The sequence below is a fragment of the Limosilactobacillus galli genome (assembly GCF_947381495.1).
In the GTDB taxonomy this organism is placed as follows: Bacteria; Bacillota; Bacilli; order Lactobacillales; family Lactobacillaceae; genus Limosilactobacillus; species Limosilactobacillus galli.
This window is the reverse complement of record NZ_CANCWK010000008.1, coordinates 21,325-34,813: the sequence shown is the minus strand read 5'-3', so window position 1 is coordinate 34,813 and position 13,489 is coordinate 21,325. Positions and strand designations below refer to the sequence as shown.

At 53.5% G+C, this 13,489-nt stretch carries 12 protein-coding genes; 10 read left to right on the top strand and 2 right to left on the bottom strand.

Annotated elements, in window-relative coordinates:
- The first annotated feature begins 71 nt into the window (after nt 1–71).
- The 10 genes from rpmH to QOS10_RS03105 all read left to right on the top strand — a co-directional run bounded on the left by rpmH (nt 72) and on the right by QOS10_RS03105 (nt 11,969).
- Nucleotides 72–206, top strand: coding sequence for a 50S ribosomal protein L34 (rpmH, locus tag QOS10_RS03150; RefSeq protein WP_003665227.1), 135 nt, complete (start codon nt 72–74; stop codon nt 204–206).
- A gap of 125 nt (nt 207–331) precedes the next feature.
- Nucleotides 332–676, top strand: a complete 345-nt coding sequence (gene rnpA, locus QOS10_RS03145) for a ribonuclease P protein component (RefSeq protein WP_283593663.1) — start codon at nt 332–334, stop codon at nt 674–676.
- Nucleotides 677–686: 10 nt separating this feature from the next.
- On the top strand, nt 687–1,520 hold the full coding sequence (yidC, locus tag QOS10_RS03140) for a membrane protein insertase YidC (protein WP_283593662.1): 834 nt from the start codon (nt 687–689) through the stop codon (nt 1,518–1,520).
- A 113-nt stretch (nt 1,521–1,633) separates the two neighbouring features.
- A complete protein-coding gene (jag, locus tag QOS10_RS03135) occupies nt 1,634–2,413 on the top strand; it encodes an RNA-binding cell elongation regulator Jag/EloR (RefSeq protein ID WP_283593661.1) in 780 nt (259 codons plus the stop codon).
- A 161-nt stretch (nt 2,414–2,574) separates the two neighbouring features.
- The gene (gene mnmE / locus QOS10_RS03130) at nt 2,575–3,963 is read left to right on the top strand and encodes a tRNA uridine-5-carboxymethylaminomethyl(34) synthesis GTPase MnmE (RefSeq protein ID WP_283593660.1); all 1,389 of its coding nucleotides are present in this window, start codon (nt 2,575–2,577) and stop codon (nt 3,961–3,963) included.
- A gap of 8 nt (nt 3,964–3,971) precedes the next feature.
- Entirely contained in the window at nt 3,972–5,915 is a 1,944-nt protein-coding gene (gene mnmG, locus QOS10_RS03125) for a tRNA uridine-5-carboxymethylaminomethyl(34) synthesis enzyme MnmG (protein ID WP_283593659.1), read from the top strand.
- Nucleotides 5,916–6,193: 278 nt separating this feature from the next.
- Entirely contained in the window at nt 6,194–8,116 is a 1,923-nt protein-coding gene (asnB, locus tag QOS10_RS03120) for an asparagine synthase (glutamine-hydrolyzing) (RefSeq protein ID WP_283593658.1), read from the top strand.
- A 526-nt stretch (nt 8,117–8,642) separates the two neighbouring features.
- The gene (locus tag QOS10_RS03115) at nt 8,643–10,193 is read left to right on the top strand and encodes a UDP-N-acetylmuramoyl-L-alanyl-D-glutamate--2,6-diaminopimelate ligase (protein ID WP_283593657.1); all 1,551 of its coding nucleotides are present in this window, start codon (nt 8,643–8,645) and stop codon (nt 10,191–10,193) included.
- Nucleotides 10,194–10,213: 20 nt separating this feature from the next.
- Nucleotides 10,214–10,819: a signal peptidase I gene (lepB, locus tag QOS10_RS03110; protein WP_283593656.1), complete on the top strand. Its 606-nt coding sequence runs from the start codon at nt 10,214–10,216 to the stop codon at nt 10,817–10,819.
- Nucleotides 10,820–10,955: 136 nt separating this feature from the next.
- Nucleotides 10,956–11,969 carry a DUF1002 domain-containing protein gene (locus QOS10_RS03105; RefSeq protein WP_283593655.1) on the top strand — a complete coding sequence of 338 codons (1,014 nt, stop codon included), beginning with the start codon at nt 10,956–10,958 and terminating at the stop codon, nt 11,967–11,969.
- Nucleotides 11,970–12,093: 124 nt separating this feature from the next.
- Here the strand turns inward: QOS10_RS03105 and QOS10_RS03100 are convergent, their stop codons facing one another.
- Nucleotides 12,094–12,954: an NAD(P)H-binding protein gene (locus QOS10_RS03100; protein ID WP_283593654.1), complete on the bottom strand. Its 861-nt coding sequence runs from the start codon at nt 12,952–12,954 to the stop codon at nt 12,094–12,096.
- A gap of 3 nt (nt 12,955–12,957) precedes the next feature.
- Complete coding sequence (locus QOS10_RS03095) at nt 12,958–13,413, bottom strand: Rrf2 family transcriptional regulator (RefSeq protein ID WP_283593653.1); 456 nt, start codon at nt 13,411–13,413, stop codon at nt 12,958–12,960.
- Nucleotides 13,414–13,489: the final 76 nt, after the last annotated feature.

Below are 13,489 nucleotides of genomic sequence, written 5' to 3'. Positions count from 1 at the left end.
AGTATGTTTGAAGAGAACGTCTTTTTAGACTAGAAAGCAAACCCATTCAATTGAATAGGAGGTGCAATTGTATGAAGCGCACGTTTCAACCAAAGAAGCGTCACCGTGCACGTGTCCATGGCTTCCGTAAGCGCATGAGCACCAGTAACGGCCGTAAGGTATTAGCACGTCGGCGTCAAAAGGGCAGAAAAGTATTATCTGCATAACCACACGGCCACTTTTATAGTGGCTTTTTTTATTGTGTTAGGGCAGGGCAGGCCGCTTTGTTTAGTTAGCGGACGTTTGCCTGGCCCTTTTTTCATATCTAAATGTAAGGCTAGGGATTATACAAATGAGAAAATCATACCGAGTAAAAAAGGAAAGTGAGTTTCAACGGGTCTTTGAAACCCATAATTCCGTCGCCAACCGTAAATTCATCATTTACCAGATGAAAAAGCCAGGCCAAAAGCATTTTCGCGTGGGAATCTCTGTCGGTAAGAAGATTGGGAATGCCGTTCACCGGAACTGGGTCAAGCGCCGCATTCGCCAGACCCTGCTAGAGGTCAAGCCCCAACTCAAGCCGGACGTTGACTTCCTGGTGATCGCCCGTCCGGCTGCAGACGGCCTGGAGATGCCTGAAGTGAAAAAGAACCTTGTCCACGCCTTAAAGCGGGCAGACCTATTAAATGAAAAGTGAGGAACACGTTTTGATAAAGAAACGAAAGAAGATCTTGAGCCTGTCAGCGGTAATGAGTCTGACCCTGCTGCTGGCAGCCTGTTCCAATGCGCCGGTTACGAAGAACAGTACCGGCTTTTGGGATCACTACATTGTTTATAATTTCTCGCAGTTTATCATCTGGCTTTCTAACCACATCGGCGGTTACGGAATGGGGATCATTGTCTTCACGCTGATCATCCGGGTGCTGCTGCTGCCGCTGATGTTCTACCAGACGAGGACGATGCTGAAGACGCAGGAACTGACGCCGAAGCTGAAGGCCCTGCAGAAGAAGTACTCGTCGCGGGACCGGGACTCAATGATGAAATTGCAGGAAGAATCACGGAAGCTCTACAAGGAAGCCGGGGTTAACCCGATGGCCTCCATGCTGCCGCTCTTGATTCAGCTGCCAATCATGTGGGCCCTGTACCAGGCTATCTGGCGGACGCCGGAACTGAAGCAGGGGACCTTCCTCTGGATGCAATTGGGGCACACCGATCCGTACTACGTCATGCCGATTCTGGCCGCCCTCTTCACCTTCATCAGTTCGTGGCTGTCGATGGCCTCGATGCCGGAGCGGAACGGGATGACCACCGCCATGACCTGGTTCATGCCGATCATGGTATTCTTCATGGCCCTGGGCTTCTCCTCTGCCATCACTCTGTACTGGGTGGTTTCTAACGCCTTCCAGGTGGTTCAGACCCTGCTGATCCAGAACCCATTCAAGATTCGTCGGGAACGAGAAGAGAAGCAGCGCGAGGAACGGCACAAGAAGCGGAAGCTGGAGAAGGCCAAGCGCCGTGCCTACCAGAGTCGCCGCAAGTAAATTAATCAATTGAAGCTGGGTACCAAGTGCGGTGGCCGGCTTTTTTTGTTCGCCCGTCATTGACGAACAGGGTACAATATATAGAAGAACTTGATGCAAAGGAATGAATTAAGATGCCAATCTATACTGGTAAAACAATTGAAGAAGCCAAACAGGCGGCGGGTGCGGCCCTCGGGGTTCCCGTTGACCAGCTGACGATCAAGGTTCTTCAGGAACCGCGTCGGGGCTTTTTAAGAATCGGCCGGCGACCAGCCCAGATCAGTGCCGAACCAATTGCTGCCCACAAGCCAAAGGCGGCGAAAGAGGTTAAGACGCCTGCCTCGTCAGCGCCGGTAAAATCAGCCGCCGCGCAAGCTCCGGCAAAACCGGCTGTCGCTGCGGGGGATGACCTGGATCCGGCCGTCATCAAGGCGCGGCACGCTGCCAACCTGAAGAAGGTGCGGACTGCCGGTGACCAGCTGGTGGAATACCTGCAGGAGATCTTCAAGAACCTGGGGATCGGGACGGTACCGACGATCACGGCGGTTGAAGCTCACGCGATCACCGTTGACATCAAGTCGCCGGAACCAGGACGGGTGATTGGCCGTCACGGTCAACGAATTAACGCACTGGAGCAGCTGAGCAACGTCTTTATGAACTATCATGGGGCCCCGAAGACGGTGGTGATGCTCGACACCTCAAATTATCGTGAACGGCGGCGGCAGACCTTGCATGAACTGGCTCAGCATGCTGAGACCGAGGTGGTCGCCAGTGGCCAGGCAGTCTTCCTCGACCCGATGCCAGCCCGGGAACGCAAGCAGCTGCATAAGGAATTGGAAGATAATCCCCACGTAAAGACATACTCGCACGGCCGCGAACCCTACCGCAGCGTAGTGGTGGCTCCGCAGAACTAAGCGGAAAGTCTTTGGTTGACATTTATCATTGATGATTTTAGAATATTGTCGGTTATTAAATTAAATCAGTTAAAGTAGTGAAAGTGCTTTGACCATGGTGATGGCAGAAATGCCTTCAGACGTGGACTGGGCACTTTTTTTATTAGAAAGGAGTGCAGATAATGGCAAACAGTGAGGCAGATACGATTGCGGCTATCTCAACCCCGGTTGGCGAGGGTGGTATCTCAATCATCCGGATCAGCGGTGATGATGCCCTCAAGGTGGCGCAGCGAATCTACAAGGGCAAGGACCTGAGCAAGGTGGCCAGCCACACAATCAACTATGGCCACATTGTTGATCCCGATACCAAGCAAGAGGTCGATGAGGTGATGGTTTCAGTGATGCTGGCACCACACACCTACACCCGGGAAGACGTGGTTGAAATCAACTGTCACGGGGGCCTGCTCGCCACCAACCGGATCCTCCAATTGGTACTGAGCTACGGGGCCCGGATGGCTGAACCGGGTGAGTTCACTAAGCGGGCCTTCCTGAACGGCCGGCTTGACCTCTCCCAGTCCGAAGCAGTGATGGACCTGATTCGGGCTAAGACGGACAAGTCGATGAAGGTGGCCCTGAACCAATTGGATGGGGACCTTTCCCGCCTGATCCGGCACCTGCGCAAGGACATCCTGGATGTTTTGGCCCAGGTCGAGGTCAACATCGACTACCCTGAGTACGATGATGTCGAGGAAATGACGACCAAGATGCTGAAGGAGAAGGCTACGGAGATCCAACAACGGATCCAAGCCCTGCTCAAGACGGCTAAGCAGGGGAAGGTCCTGCGCGAAGGCCTAGCCACCGCGATCATCGGCCGGCCGAACGTCGGCAAGTCCAGTCTGCTGAACTCTCTGCTTCACGAGGACAAGGCAATCGTGACCAACGTGGCCGGGACGACCCGGGACGTGATCGAGGAGTATGTCAACGTCAATGGGGTACCGTTGAAGCTGATCGATACTGCGGGAATCCGCGACACCGCCGACACAGTCGAGAAAATCGGGGTGGAGCGGAGTCGCAAGGCCCTGGACGCGGCTGACCTGGTCCTCTTGCTGATCGATAATTCCGAACCGCTGACCGACGAGGACGAGAAGCTGCTGGCAGCAACCAAGGACAAGCAGCGGATCGTCATCTTGAACAAGACCGACCTGCCAAGCAAGCTGGACCTGGACCGCCTGAAGAAGCTGGTGGGCGACGATGCCTTGATTGAAACCTCGATCGTCAAACACGAGGGGATGGACCAGCTCGGCCAGCAAATTAGCCACATGTTCTTTGATCAGGGAATCGAGAGCAGCCAGAACAATGTCATGGTTACTAATGCTCGCCACATCGGCCTCCTCCACCAGGCCAACGATGCCTTAAACGATGTCTTAAAGGGGATCGCGGACGGGATGCCGGTCGACCTGGTTCAGATCGACATGACCCGGTGCTGGGACCTGCTCGGTGAGATTACCGGGGATAGCTACCAAGACGAGCTGCTCGATCAACTGTTTAGTCAATTCTGCCTAGGAAAGTAGGGAAAGTTATGAAGTCTGCAGAATCATTAAAAACTTCGGACGCCGTTCAGTACGAGGGCGGCGACTATGATGTCATTGTTGTCGGTGCCGGTCATGCCGGAAGTGAGGCTGCCTTAGCTGCTGCCCGGATGGGGAATAAAACCCTGTTGGTAACGATCAGCCTGGAAATGGTGGCCTTTATGCCATGTAACCCGTCTGTCGGGGGCCCGGCCAAGGGAATCGTGGTCCGGGAGATCGATGCCCTCGGTGGTGAAATGGGCCATAATATCGACAAGACCTATGTTCAGATGCGGATGCTCAACACCGGGAAAGGCCCGGCTGTTCGTGCACTGCGGGCCCAGGCCGACAAGCACGCCTACCACCGGCAGATGAAATTGACCATTGAACGGGAACCAAACCTGACCCTTCGCCAGGCCACGGTTGACAAGCTGATCGTTGAAGATGGCGTCTGCAAGGGGGTCATCACCAACACCGGGGCCCGTTACCACGCTAAGACGGTCGTCCTGACGGTGGGAACGGCCGCCCGGGGCAAGATCATTATCGGTGAATTGCAGTACCAGTCTGGCCCCAACAACTCCAAGTCCGCGGTCAAGCTGTCGGAGAACCTGGAGGACCTCGGCTTTGACCTGGAACGGTTCAAGACCGGGACGCCGCCGCGGGTTAATGGGAACACCATTAACTTCGATGAGACCGACATCCAGTCCGGGGATGAAGAACCGCACCACTTCAGTTTCGACACGCCCGACAGCCAGTACATCTCCGTCAGTGACCAGCTAGCCTGCTGGCTGACCTACACTAACCCAACGACTCACGGAATCATCCGGGCCAACCTGAACCGGGCCCCGATGTTCTCCGGGGTAATCAAGGGGGTTGGTCCCCGCTACTGCCCATCAATTGAAGATAAGATCGTCCGGTTTGCTGACAAGTCCCGCCACCAGGTCTTTTTGGAACCCGAGGGCCGGGACACCGATGAGTACTACCTCGACGGGGTTTCCACTTCCATGCCTGAGGAAATCCAAAACAAGATCGTCCACTCCATCAAGGGGCTGGAACATGCCGAACTGATGCGGCCCGGTTATGCCATCGAGTATGACGTGGTGGCCCCATACCAGCTGCACCCAACCCTGGAGACGAAGATTGTCAAGAACCTCTACACGGCGGGCCAGACGAACGGTTCCTCCGGTTACGAAGAGGCGGCCGGCCAGGGTCTGATCGCCGGGATCAACGCCGGACTGCGGGCCCAGGGCAAGAAGCCGTTTGTTCTCAAGCGTTCGGATGCATATATCGGGGTCATGATCGATGACCTGGTTACCAAGGGGACCAAGGAACCTTACCGGCTATTGACGAGTCGGGCTGAATACCGGCTGATCCTCCGTCACGACAACGCTGACTTCCGGTTGATGGAGAAGGGCCACGCGATCGGCCTGGTCAGCGATGAACGACTGGCCAAGATGGAGGACAAGAAGGCCAAGGTAGCTGCCGAGATCAAGCGGCTGAAGTTGATCAAGCTCAAGCCAAGCGATGAGAAGATCAATACCTTCATTAAGCAGCATGGTGACAACCAGCTGAAAGACGCGGTCGCTGCCGCCGACCTGCTGAAGCGGCCATACTTCGACTACCAGACTCTGCTGAACTTTATTCCGGCTCCCCAGGAGACTCTGGACCGGCACGTGATTGAGCAGGTTGAAATTCAGCTCAAGTATGCCGGCTATATCAAGAAGGAAGAGGTCAAAGTTGAACGGATGAAGCGGATGGAAGCTAAGCGGATTCCATCTGACATTGACTACGAGGACATCGATGGCCTGGCAACGGAAGGCCGGCAGAAGCTGGAGAAGATTCGGCCAGAGACCCTGGCCCAGGCTTCCCGGATCTCCGGGGTTAACCCGGCGGATATCGCCATCCTGAGTGTTTACGTCCGGCAAGGGAAGTTCTCCAAGAAGAACGAACAGTGATTTTGCTGAGTCTGGAATAGCTTAACTGTTGCTTTTAAGAAACTCGTAAATATTAGGGGCTGTAACAGAAGGCGCTTTTGTTACGGCCCCTTTTTTGGTTAATGGGCTAAACCAGGGGAGAGGACCATTTTTCGGGACCGAGGGAATATTACAGAAGTATTGGCCTGAATATGATATAATTTAGTTTCAAGTTTAATTACGCACTTTTTTACTGATCGTCACCCGCAATCGTCCGGGCGATCAGCGGATTAATCTAGGGAAAGAAGAGGTACTTTAGAATGTGTGGGATTGTTGCATTTGTTGATAATGAAAAACCACAAATTAAGGACCAATTAATTAAAAAAATGAAAGACCGGATCATTCACCGGGGCCCCGATGCCGAGGGCCAATACGTGGATGATGATGTCGCCCTTGGCTTCCGGCGACTCAGCTTTGTCGATGTTAAGTCCGGTAACCAGCCAATCTTTAACGAAGATGGTTCCAAAGCCATCGAATTCAATGGTGAAATTTACAACTTCGAAGAACTGCGTGAAGAATTAATCGAGGACGGGCACACCTTCAAGACCCATGCCGACACGGAAGTTATCCTGCACGGTTACGAACAGTGGGGCAAGGAGATCGTCAACAAGCTCCGCGGGATGTTCGGTTTCGTCATCTGGGACAAGAAGACGAAGGAAATGTTTGGTGCCCGGGACCACTTTGGGATCAAGCCCCTCTACTACGCTAAGATGAACGGGACCTTCTTTGTCGGTTCCGAAATCAAGGCCTTCTTGGACCACCCGAACTTCAAGATGGAATTGAACAAGCGGGCCCTCAAGTCTTACATGACCTTCCAGTACAACGTCACCCAGGAGACCTTCTTCAAGGACGTTTACCGCCTGCCAGAGGCCCACTACTTTACCTACAAGGACGGGAAGTTTGAGATGACCCAGTACTGGGACGAGGACTTCGAACCAAAGGACGAGCCCTTTGACCAGGCTGTTGACAACATCGACAACGTGGTTAAGGACTCCGTTAAGGCCCACACCTTTGCAGATAAGGGAATCAAGGTTGGCTCCTTCCTGTCTGCCGGAGTGGACTCCAGTCTGGTAACGGCACTGATGCGGCCGAACAACACCTTCTCAATCGGGTTTGACAGTGGTTATGATGAAACCAAGCAGGCCCGTGAACTGGCCGCCAAGCTGAAGCTGAAGAACACCGATAAGCTGCTGACGGATGAGGAAGCCTTCAAGACCTTCCCGCTGATCCAGTACTACCTGGACGAACCAGACTCCAACCCGTCCGTGGTGCCGCTCTACTTCCTGAACAAGTTGGCTAAGGACAACGGCTACAAGGCCCTCCTGTCTGGGGAAGGGGCCGACGAACTCTTCGCCGGTTACACGGCCTACGGTTTCAACACCAAGATCAAGTTCCTGCGGTGGGTCACTGACCAGCTGAAGAAGCTGCCGAAAGAAAAGCGCTACAAGCTAGGTAAGTGGCTGGAAGGCAAGCAGTTCCACGGTTCCGAACACCTTTACCGGAACCTGGCACCGGCCCGCGACACTTTCATCGGGCAGGCCTACATCTTCAGCCCAACTGAAGCCAACGAGTACCTGAAGCCGGACTACCAGGATGGCCCATCCATCACCGACCTCCTCAAGCCGCTCTACGACAAGTGTGACGAGAAGAAGGACATGAACGAAGTGGCCAAGAAGCAATACGTGGACCTGCACCGCTTCATGCCCGGTGATATCTGCCTGAAGGCCGACAAGATGAGTATGGCCAACTCGGTTGAAATCCGGGTTCCATTGCTGGACAAGGAGGTTATGAAGGTGGCGGAAACCACGCCAACCAACTACCTCTTCAACTACAAGGGGACCAAGTGGGCATTCCGGATGGCGGCCAACCGGCACCTGCCAGAAGAATGGGCCACCCGTCCAAAGCTTGGTTTCCCAACCCCAGTTCGTGAATGGCTGCGGGAGAAGAAGTACTACGAGATCGTTCGTGAAATGTTCGAACAGGACTTTGTCAGTGAATTCTTTGACCAGGATAAGCTGTTGAAGCTGGCTGACGATAACTTTGCCGGCAAGATCGATGGCCGGCGGAAGATCTGGACAGTCTACACCTTCCTCGTTTGGTACAAGCTGTACTTCATCGACAAGTTCAAGCCGGATGAGTCCGGCATCGACCGCGCTAAGCAGCCTGCTGCTGCCGAAGCATAGGTCAATCAAATCACTCATTTACTACGGTGGGTGATTTCTTTTTGTAATAGTTGAAAGCGCTAACAAGAAATGCTATACTATAAGTGTAGAAAAGGTAATACCTAGTGAGGTGACTCCAATGATAAGGATGATTCGAGCAGTAAGTTAACGTTGCCGTTGCTTGGAATTGAGAGAACGGAGTGATACCAATGGGCAATTGTGTTGAGGTAAGTCACTAAGGTTTCTTAATTGTGAGATGAGTACCATGACGAAGATGATTCGGGCAGTAAGCTAAAGATTGTAGACCTCGAGGAAGACGAAAGGTTTGTGATACCAATGGGCTTCAAATTGATTGGTCACTAGGTTCGGATATAAAATTAAATAAAATGCCAAAACTAAATAATTATTCAAGCTAGCTCATAAAATACCGTGAGCTAGCTTTTATTTATGTTAATTTCGTGACGATTGACTGCCATATATTCACATTTAGCCTAAAAAATGAAATAATAGACTTTTAAGAGAGAAAAATAAGAGGGGTCAATTACAAATGGAATTGCATGTTACGCCAATGCTAGCGTTATTGCGTGAGCACCATTTACTGGATCACGTCAGCAATTTAACCGATTTTACCGCAACCGCTGTATCCTATGATTCACGGCGGGTCGAACAGGGGACACTGTTCTTCTGCAAGGGGAACTTCATGCCGAAGTACTTGGCGATGGCCAATGAGAAGGGCGCGATTGCTTACGTTGCCGAACAGGAGTATCCGGAAGGACAGGGCCTGCCGGCAATTATCGTCAAGGACGAGCAGAAGGCCATGGCCCTGCTGGGCGCGGCCTTCTATGGCTTCCCACAGAACGACCTGTTCATCATTGCCATCACGGGGACGAAGGGGAAGACCACGACGGCCTACTTTGCCGACCACATCCTCAAGCGGGCAACCGATGATCACGTGGCCCTGTTCTCGACCCTGGACCGGGTTTTGGGCAACCAGCCGGGCGACAAGTTTAAGTCGGACCTGACGACTCCGGAGTCGCTGGACCTCTTCCACGACATGCGAGCCGCCGTTAATAATGGGATGACCCACCTGGTAATGGAGGTCTCCTCCCAGGCGTACAAGAAGCATCGGGTTTATGGCCTGCATTATGATGTTGGGATCTTCTTAAACATCACCCCCGACCATATCGGCCGCAATGAGCACCCAACTTTTGCGGATTACCTGCACTGCAAGGAACAACTGTTGGTTAATGCCGATACGTGCGTGATCAATGCTGAGACCCAGCACTTCACAGATGTTTATTACACGGCCAAGGCAACCACGCAGCCGGAGAATATCTACCTGTTTGCCCGGCACGGAGCTAAGGTTGACCTGCCAGACGACCGGCAACTGGACTTCGAGTACCGCAATGACCTTGAGGACCTGCATGAGAGCGAGTTTGAACTGGCGGCCCTGTCCGACCGGGCCCGTCACCTTGGGCTGGATCACCGCTATACAACCAGTGTACCCGGCGACTACAATGAGGGTAATGCGGTGGCGGCCGTGATTGCCAGCGGCCTGGCAGGGGCCAAGGCAGAAGATGCTGCGGCAACGCTTAACCATGTTCATATCCGGGGCCGGATGGAAATGCTGACGACGAAGCACCACGGGACAATCTATGTTGACTATGCCCACAACTATGCCAGCACCAAGCGGCTATTGGCCTTCCTGAAACGGCAGACCAATGCCGGTAAGGTGACGGTTGTGCTGGGGTCAGCCGGTGATAAGGGAATTTCCCGGCGGCCCGGACTGGGCAAGGGCCTGACGGAGGAACACCCGGAGCGGATCATCCTGACGACTGACGACCCTGGCTTTGAGGACCCAATGAAGATCGCCAAGGAGATTGACTCCTACATCGACCACGAGCAGGTCGGGACGGTCCAGTTTATCATGGACCGGGCCAGCGCGATCAAGCAGGCGATTGATGGGAGTACGGATGGCGACATCGTGGTCCTGGCCGGGAAGGGCGAAGATCCTTACCAGAAGATTAAGGGTGTGAACACGCCATATGCTTCTGACAGTAAGATTGCCCATGATTATATTGATGAGATTGAAAAATAGTGATGAATGAGGCGTAAGATATGAAAACATTTCGGCAAGTGATGAGCTGGGTGATCCCGATTGTGATCGGACTGTTGATCGCCCTGCTGATTAAACAGTTTTTGTTCCAAGTTGTCCGGGTCGACGGGCCTTCGATGCAGCCCAACCTGCAGAATAACGAGCGGGTCTTCTGCCTGAAGCGGTCCCAGATCCACCACGGGAGCGTCGTGATCTTTGATGCCAACGGGGTTGATCCGCAGGTCGCCGTTAAGACCGACTACGTTAAGCGGGTAATTGGTCTGCCGGGGGACACGGTCCGTTCCAAGAATGGTAACATCTACGTTAACGGCAAGAAGATTAACCAGAGCTACATCAGCATGAGTCAACGGGATGCAGGAACCGGGAACTGGAACCTGAAGAGTATCTCCGTTCAAAACAGCTGGCTGAAGAACAATGGGGCCACGAAGGTACCAAAGGGCGAATACTTCGTCCTGGGGGACCACCGGAGCGTTTCTAATGATGGTCGTTACTGGGGCTTCGTGCCGAAGAACAAGATCGATGGGGTCGTCAAGGTGCCATCGTGGGCCGGAACAAAGACGACTCGTCAAAATGTTAACAAGGAGTGGCAACACTTCTACGCTAAGTGATTAAAGAAGGTTCGCGCCAGAGCGGCGAGGATCTTTTTTGTTTCGTAAAACTGTTCTAAAAATTTACCAGAAGGCTGGTAATTTATGACCGGTTCACCTATGATAGGTGAGAAACTAAGGAACGGAGAAAATAAAGATGAAATCTGCAAAATTAGCCAAAATCCTGACGGCTTCTGCCTTAACATTAACGCTGTTAGCGGTACCGGTCAGTCAGGCCGTGGTGCATGCTGATGACCAAGTTACCAGCACTTCTGCTAGCAGTGCCAGCTCAGCCAGTCAGAACCAAACCCACACCCTGAAGAAGTCCTACGTGGTCTACGGGGCCGGAGCAACGGACAAGGATGAACTGAACCAGGTCCTGGCAGTCGGGGATGATTTCACAAATCTGACGGCAACGGCTAGTGACTATCAGAAGTACATCAACCCGAACGGCTCGACCACCAATGCGGCCATGGTCAGCTCAGTTTCGATTGTTCCAACCGACCCGAGTTCTGGGGTTCAGGTCAACGTCAAGAAGTTCAACGGTGACAACAACATCACCAAGGTCACCGCACAACAGTACGCGATGGTTGCCCAGATGGCCGGGGTAACCGACGTGACGATCACCGTCAGCGCTAACCGGCCGGTTTCTGGTGAGTCGGCCCTAACCGGGGTCTACAAGGCCATTGCGGCCGACGGGGTCGATCTCGACAGTCAGAACACCCAGTCTGCCAACCAGATGCTGGACGCCACCAATGGGGCAATCGAGGCCAACAAGGACGACAGCTCCTATTCTGGTAAGCTGATGGCGGCGGTCGGTGATACCACTAAGTCGATCAACCAGCAGAAGAAGCAGGGTGAGACGCCGACTAAGACGGAGATCCAGAACACGTTTAACCAGAACCTGCAGGAGCGCAACATCTATAATCAGACCAAGAACTATACCGGGCCGATCGTCAACGCCCTGGTGCAGTTTAACAACTCACCGATCAGTTCCAGCAAGGACTACAGTTCCCACGTCAGCGACACGATCAAGAACGTTAAGAACTCCTCTGGGGACATCATGAACAAGGCCAAGAAGTTCCTCAACTCGGCTGACGGTCAGGCGGCCCAGCAGAAGGCGATATCCTGGTGGGACAAGTTCGTCAACTGGCTGCGCAGCTGGTTCTAAAAATAAGCAAAACGGGAGACCATCGTTGCGGAGGGTTCCCGTTTTTTGGTTCACGCAGGTTTTATTCAAAATAAAGCGTCGTACGGTCTGGCTGATCGTACGGCGCCTTTTGAGTTGAGTGTTATTAATGTTGATAGTTTTCCTTAAGGAAGCTTTCCATATTCTGCGGAGCGTGGCCGGTGATGTGGCGGAAGTCGCGGGTGACGCCGTCCATCAAGCCCATGGCTGCGGCGTGGTACATAGAGGCGAGCTCGTCCCCGTTACTCTCAGCCCGGTAGATGTCGGCGAACTTCTGGATGGTCACCGGTGCGTAGCCGATTTGCTTACCGGTTGTCTGGGTCATCAGATGCGCCAGCTCTACCATGTTGTAGTTTTGCTCCATGGAGAGCAGGTAGTTCTGCCCATGGTCACGGAGGTAGGGCTTGACGGCCACGTTGGCGATGGCCTCGGCGCTGTCCTGCCGGCTGATGAAGCTCATCGCCTGGTCACCGATCGGGTAGATGACGTTCTGCCGTTCGATCAGCTCGGGCAGGTAGGGGATCAGCGGGTCGGCGTAGAGGGCGTTTTTGAGGACCGCGTACTGAAGGCCTGATGAGGCGAGCCGGGCAGGGAGGTAGGCGTAGTAGCCGGCCATCTGGAAGGGGTTGTTGTACTGGTCGGCAATGAAGCTGACGTCGACCAGGTTCTTGACTCCGGCCTGCTCCATGGCCGTCAGAGAGTTTTCAAACTCGTTGATCCGGCCTTGGACGTCGTAAGTCAGACTGGGGATGTAGATGAGGACGTCCGCGCCCGTGAAGGCGGCCGTCATCTTGGCAACGTCTTGGTAGTCGATCACCGCGATCTCGTAGCCTTTGTCCTTAAAGTGGGCGGCCTTGGCCGGGGTGTGAACGCCCAGACGAATGTTTTGCTTAGCGGTTAGTTTACTGAGCTGGACCACCACCTTTTGGCCGAGGTGGCCGGTGGCGCCAGTGATCATGTACTTCATAAGTTAATCTTCCTTTCTCTGTTGAGCTTCTTTTTGGGCCTGCTTAACCAGGATGGTGTCGATGATGTCCTGGAGGCTGGTCCGGGCTAGTTTAGCTTCTGCCGCTACCTCGGCCTGGTGGTAGGCCTCGGTGAGGGTTTCCTGGATGTTGCCGCCGACAATGCATTCTGGATTGGTCTTGTGGTCGATTGTAAAGAGGTGGGGGTTGTCCTCAACCGCGAGGAACACGTCGTACAGTGAGATGGCAGTTGGGTCCTTAGCCAGGGACGGCTCGGCGGCCCCGTGGACGGTATTGAGTAACCCTGCCTTCCGCAACTGACTCATCAGGCGCCGGACCACCACTGGGGATGTCCCGATGCTGGAAGCAATATTGTTACTAGTTAGGGGAACCTTGCCGTGATAGATATTGATGAAAGCAAGGATATGAATGCTATCACTGAATCGGGTTGAAATCTTCAATCTTAATCACTCCTTCTGCTATTATTGTAATTTATTAAGTTACAAATATCAACAATGAATCAGTTGACAAACGTTA

Excerpts from the sequence above, each read along its gene's own strand:
- rpmH (WP_003665227.1), top strand. The coding sequence starts at position 72 with ATGAAGCGCACGTTTCAACCAAAGAAGCGTCACCGTGCACGTGTCCAT.
- rnpA (WP_283593663.1), top strand. The coding sequence starts at position 332 with ATGAGAAAATCATACCGAGTAAAAAAGGAAAGTGAGTTTCAACGGGTC.
- jag (WP_283593661.1), top strand. The coding sequence starts at position 1,634 with ATGCCAATCTATACTGGTAAAACAATTGAAGAAGCCAAACAGGCGGCG.
- mnmE (WP_283593660.1), top strand. The coding sequence starts at position 2,575 with ATGGCAAACAGTGAGGCAGATACGATTGCGGCTATCTCAACCCCGGTT.
- mnmG (WP_283593659.1), top strand. The coding sequence starts at position 3,972 with ATGAAGTCTGCAGAATCATTAAAAACTTCGGACGCCGTTCAGTACGAG.
- asnB (WP_283593658.1), top strand. The coding sequence starts at position 6,194 with ATGTGTGGGATTGTTGCATTTGTTGATAATGAAAAACCACAAATTAAG.
- QOS10_RS03115 (WP_283593657.1), top strand. The coding sequence starts at position 8,643 with ATGGAATTGCATGTTACGCCAATGCTAGCGTTATTGCGTGAGCACCAT.
- lepB (WP_283593656.1), top strand. The coding sequence starts at position 10,214 with ATGAAAACATTTCGGCAAGTGATGAGCTGGGTGATCCCGATTGTGATC.
- QOS10_RS03105 (WP_283593655.1), top strand. The coding sequence starts at position 10,956 with ATGAAATCTGCAAAATTAGCCAAAATCCTGACGGCTTCTGCCTTAACA.
- QOS10_RS03100 (WP_283593654.1), bottom strand. The coding sequence starts at position 12,954 with ATGAAGTACATGATCACTGGCGCCACCGGCCACCTCGGCCAAAAGGTG.